6 protein-coding genes are annotated in these 4810 nt (G+C 45.1%); 1 reads left to right on the top strand and 5 read right to left on the bottom strand.

Annotated elements, in window-relative coordinates; genetic code table 11:
- The 5 genes from WBV27_RS13290 to WBV27_RS13310 form a co-directional block, all read right to left on the bottom strand.
- Nucleotides 1-821: family 1 glycosylhydrolase (locus tag WBV27_RS13290; protein ID WP_424202596.1), on the bottom strand; the 821-nt coding region annotated here is incomplete at its 3' end.
- Nucleotides 818-2656 (bottom strand): beta-glucoside-specific PTS transporter subunit IIABC, encoded by a 1839-nt coding sequence (locus WBV27_RS13295; RefSeq protein WP_424202597.1) that lies wholly within the window; start codon nt 2654-2656, stop codon nt 818-820. The genes WBV27_RS13295 and WBV27_RS13290, both read right to left, overlap by 4 nt.
- A gap of 273 nt (nt 2657-2929) precedes the next feature.
- Nucleotides 2930-3346, bottom strand: a complete 417-nt coding sequence (locus WBV27_RS13300) for an HD domain-containing protein (RefSeq protein ID WP_424202598.1) — start codon at nt 3344-3346, stop codon at nt 2930-2932.
- Nucleotides 3347-3426: 80 nt separating this feature from the next.
- Nucleotides 3427-3666, bottom strand: a complete 240-nt coding sequence (locus tag WBV27_RS13305; protein WP_119092531.1) for a SemiSWEET family sugar transporter — start codon at nt 3664-3666, stop codon at nt 3427-3429.
- 25 nt (nt 3667-3691) lie between these two features.
- On the bottom strand, nt 3692-3904 hold the full coding sequence (locus WBV27_RS13310) for a hypothetical protein (protein ID WP_424202599.1): 213 nt from the start codon (nt 3902-3904) through the stop codon (nt 3692-3694).
- Between the two features lie 128 nt (nt 3905-4032).
- Here WBV27_RS13310 and WBV27_RS13315 point away from each other — a divergent pair.
- On the top strand, nt 4033-4810 hold a 778-nt coding region (locus tag WBV27_RS13315), incomplete at its 3' end, for a LysR family transcriptional regulator (RefSeq protein WP_424202600.1).

The following is a 4810-nucleotide window of genomic DNA, read 5'->3' on the forward strand; positions in this document are numbered from 1 at the left end:
GGGTAGGCGCCACGGGACTGAATATCGATGAAAAAATAACTTTCGCGATTTTTATTCAGAGCTGACCAAACATCTTGTGGGTGACAAGAGTATGGATAATAGTCTCCCGCGGCCAACATACAGCCGATTTGGTTTTCAGGATCGATTTCATGAGCCATTTTCGTGGCTGCTGCGCTGGCGACTAATTCATGGTGCGCGGCTTGGTATTTCACTTGTTCAGGATTTTCCTCATCACATAGGATGAGCCCCGCTCCAGAAAAGGAATTATGCAGGATCACATTGATTTCATTGAAGGTGATCCAATATTTTACGAGCCCTTTAAAAGTAACGAACAGGCTGCGGGCATACATCAAATAGAAGTCGATCATCTTCCGGTTTTTCCAGGAACCATACGTTTCGGCCAAGTGCAACGGCACGTCGAAATGGCTGATGGTCACTACCGGCTCGATTCCATATGATTTGCACAGTTCGAATAAGGATTTGTAGTAGTTGAGTCCTGCGGCGTTTGGTTCTTTTTCCTCGCCGGTGGGATAGATTCTTGTCCATGACACGCTCGTCCTAAAAGCCGTGATGCCCATTTCTGCCAGTAGTTTAATGTCTTCGGGGTAAGTGTGATAAAAATCTATGCCATCATGGGATGGATAATGGTAAGCGTTGTCGTCATAGACTGTTTTATAATCGATCAACCCTTGTTTTATTTTACGTCGATTCTCACCTTGAGGAACCACATCCATTACGGTCAGCTTTTTCCCATCCTCCAGATAAGCTCCCTCAGCTTGGTTGGCTGCGATTGCACCACCCCAAAAAAATGTATCTGTCATTTTGCAGCTCCTACATTTAAGACTAATGGCTTTTCATCTACCGTAAAATCCAATGAACTGAATTCCTTTGCATTCGTCACAATGACCGGTGTGGTGAGGTCATAGCCCTTGGATTGAATGAAATCCTTATCAAATCTGACCAGGACGTCACCAACAGCGATCCGATCCCCTTCTTCGACAAGCGTTTCGAACCCCTGACCATGTAATTCGACTGTGTCCAGCCCGATATGAATCAGAACTTCAACTCCGTCATCGTTACGCAGCCCGATAGCATGTTTGGTTTCAAACAGCATAATCACATTACCCTCGAACGGAGCGCATACTGTTCCTTCGGTCGGTTCAATTGCATACCCTTCCCCCAACATGCCTGTTGAAAAAACAGTATCTTTCACTTCGGACAATGGAATGATGGTTCCCGGTATCGGTTGGACCATTGCAATTTTTTTCGTGAGCAATTGCTCTGCTTCGTTTTTCGGTTCAATTTCGTCAGCTTGTCTGATCCCTAAAGCGAGCGTGCCTACAAATGCGAAGGAGATACTGATCGCTACCGCAATCAATACATGAATATAGCTATCAGCAACATACGTAGGCAAAGCCAAGATGCCCGGCAAAATGATGGCAGTAGCCCCGCCACCGAAGAAGTTCATGTAGGCTGCACCGATTCCTCCGCCCAACATGGCACAAAGCATAGGATTTTTGTATTTCAGGTTAAATCCGAACATTGCTGGTTCGGTTACACCAAACAAGGCAGTGATGCCACTCGTAAAAGCTGAACTTTTTTCGGTTTTATTTTTTAGCAAAAAGAATACGGCCAACGTTGCACCCGCTTGAGCCAGATTGCCGGTCAGATTGGCCGGAGAGATGACGGAAAACCCGTATTCTGCAATCAATTGCGTATTGATGGGAGTTATTGCATAGTGCATGCCCAGTATTATCAGCAACGGACGGAAAGTTCCGAACAAGAAGGCCCCGAGAACACCATTGACGTTGTATAGCCACGTGACGAACTGCGCCACGCTTTGGCCGATGTATGAGCCGAACGGTCCAATCGCTATCAATTCCAGCGGAACCATGATGAAAAGCACAAGCATCGGAACAAAAAGTACTTTAAAAGTGTCAGGGATCAGTTTGTTGATGAATCGATACACATAAGACATGATCCAGACGCTGATGATGATGGGAATGATTGTAGATTTATAATTCACCAATAAAATCGGCAGCCCCAGAAAATCCAATGCTTTCACACCGGTCTCTGCAGCCTGCAGAGCACCATTCTGGATTGTGGGATACATCAATGCGCCGGCAAGAGCTATTGCCAAAAACTCATTGGTCTTGAACTTCTTAGCTGAACTAACAGCAAGAAAGAAAGGAAAGAAATAAAACAATAAATCACCGATCATATTAAAAATGGCAAAAGTGCTGCTTTCAGTTGATATAAGGGAAAAAGTAGTCAAAACAGCGGTCACGGATTTTATCATCCCGCAGCCGATCAAGACTGGAATCACTGGTCCAAAAACTCCCGATATCGTTTCGATAATTTGCGAAACCACGTTCTTCTTCGTTTCTGTCTTCTGCACGATGACGTCTTCGTTCAGGCTTATCAGCTTTTGCATTTCTTCAAAAACTCCGCCCACTTTTGCGCCGATGATCACTTGTAGTTGTCCATTTTTATATTGGGATTTGATGACCCCTTCAACTCTATCCAATTGCTCCATGTTAACACTGGAAATGTCCTTAACATTGAAACGGAGACGGGTTGCACAATGCGTTAAATAAGCGACGTTATCTGCACCGATTATTTGAATGATTTCTTTTGCGGTTTCTGTATGATTCATAGTGATTCTCCTTTTATGTATTCCCCGGGTATACACAAAAGTATAAAACCGCTTACAATAAACTTCCATTGTTTTCCAATTTCTGGAATTGGAAATTGAAAAAGGTTACAGCATTTCCTTTGGGAGCAAGTGTATGCGGTAACTGATCTCATTCACCCTGATAAAACAAATCGGACCCAGAAATTCTCCATTCGGGGAATTCCGGGTCCACTTTAAATTATTGGTGTGAATTTATTCTGACTACAACTGGCATCAAGACAATCTGCTGGCGTTTCAATCCGATAAATATTCAATCGCCTTGCGGTATTTCTCTGCCCGCTCCCTGTCCTTTTGGGTGATCTTCTCCAAACGGCTCAAATCCGAATTGTGCTTCAGATCCGCCAGCTTCACGGCAGTAGCCAACCGGTTCTTTTTAACGCCAGCCAAATATGCGGCATAGTTTTGGTTATGCTTTTTGGTCAATGCTTCCACAGCTTCGACAACATTGTCCGGTAAACCCTTCGCCAGCAACTCATTTGCCGTCACATCCGTATCCTCGATGATATCATGCAGCAACGCGACAGCTTTCTCTTCATCCGTCGTCACCATCGCGGCCACTTGTTGAGGATGTAGGATATAATCAAGCCCGGCTTTGTCCGTCTGTCCGGCATGCGCCTCTTTCGCAATTTCAAACGCTAATTCTTCCAACATGATTGCACCGCCTCTCCCTTACATTATAATCGAATTTAATGCAAAAAAAAAAGGATCAGCGTTAAACTGATCCAAATGCCTTATTTATATTTCAATTTGGCAACCAGAATGACCAAAGCCAAGCAGAAAGTGATTAGATTGGCGATTAACAGTGCCATGTCCCCCATTACGTATCCATGTACCATCCATAAGAAGATACCTATAACTGACATGAGGTACATCCCCAGCGAAATGGCCTTCGTGTCCTTTGTCTGCAAAACCTTGATTACCTGCGGTACAAATGACAATGTCGTCAATATTCCTGCGATCGTTCCAATCATATTCTTTTCCCCCTGATTTGTATTATTATTTTAGTTTGTAAAGCAAGTAGTCCAAACAGTCGATTGCCTTCTGGTCCTCATGGATCTTATCCAATAAAATATGCCTGTGTTTTTTTAGCAACTCCATCTGTTTTGCCTGTTCGTTCGTTTGCCGGTAATCCAGGAAAGCAGCGATGGTTTCATTCGTGCAGCCTGCATCCTTAAGATTTGTGATCAGCATTTCTTCACTTATGTCCACTCGTCTCCCTCCTCATGTGAATAGAATATATCGAATCAGAGCGAATATCAAATACCCATACCAGATATCTTGCTATACTTGAAAGGCATATCAATAAGCGCTAAAATAATGCTGAAGGAGTTGAGGAAATGGAAATCAGAGTGTTGCAGTATTTTTTGACGATTGCAAGGGAACAGAGCATATCGGGCGCGGCGGAATTTTTGCATATCACGCAGCCTACCCTTTCCAGACAGATGAAGGAACTGGAGGAGGAACTCGGAAAGCAGCTTTTCATCAGAGGCAACCGCAAGATCACTTTGACGGATGACGGCATGCTGCTCAGAAAGAGGGCGGAGGAAATCATCCAACTCGTTGATAAAACCGAGTCGGAAATGCGCGCGGATGATACTGAATTCAGCGGGGACATTTATATCGGCGGTGGCGAATCCAAAGGGATGCGGATCATTGCACGCGCAATCAGCAGAGCCCAATCGGAGCACCCGCTGCTCAAATTCCATCTGTTCAGCGGCAACGCCGAGGATGTCACGGATCGGTTGGACAAAGGCTTGCTCGATTTCGGTGTACTTGTGGAGCCTACGAACATGACCAAGTATGATTTCATCAAGTTGTCGACAAAGGACATCTGGGGTGTCCTGATGCGGAAAGACAGTCCGCTGGCTTCTTTGGAAAGAATCGCACCTAAGGATCTGAGGGGTAAGCCGGTCATCTGCTCGAACCAGTTGCTTGTCAAAAATGAACTCGCAGGTTGGCTCGGGGGCAATGAACGCAGCCTGAACATCGTCACAACCTATAACCTTCTTTATAATGCCTCCCTGCTCGTGGAGGAAAACAGTCATTATGCGCTGTGTTTGGATGGCATCATCCACACCGGCGAAGGCAGCGACTTGTGCTTCCGCCCATTGGAGC

This window comes from Trichococcus sp. (assembly GCF_049589555.1).
Classification (GTDB): domain Bacteria; phylum Bacillota; class Bacilli; order Lactobacillales; family Aerococcaceae; genus Trichococcus.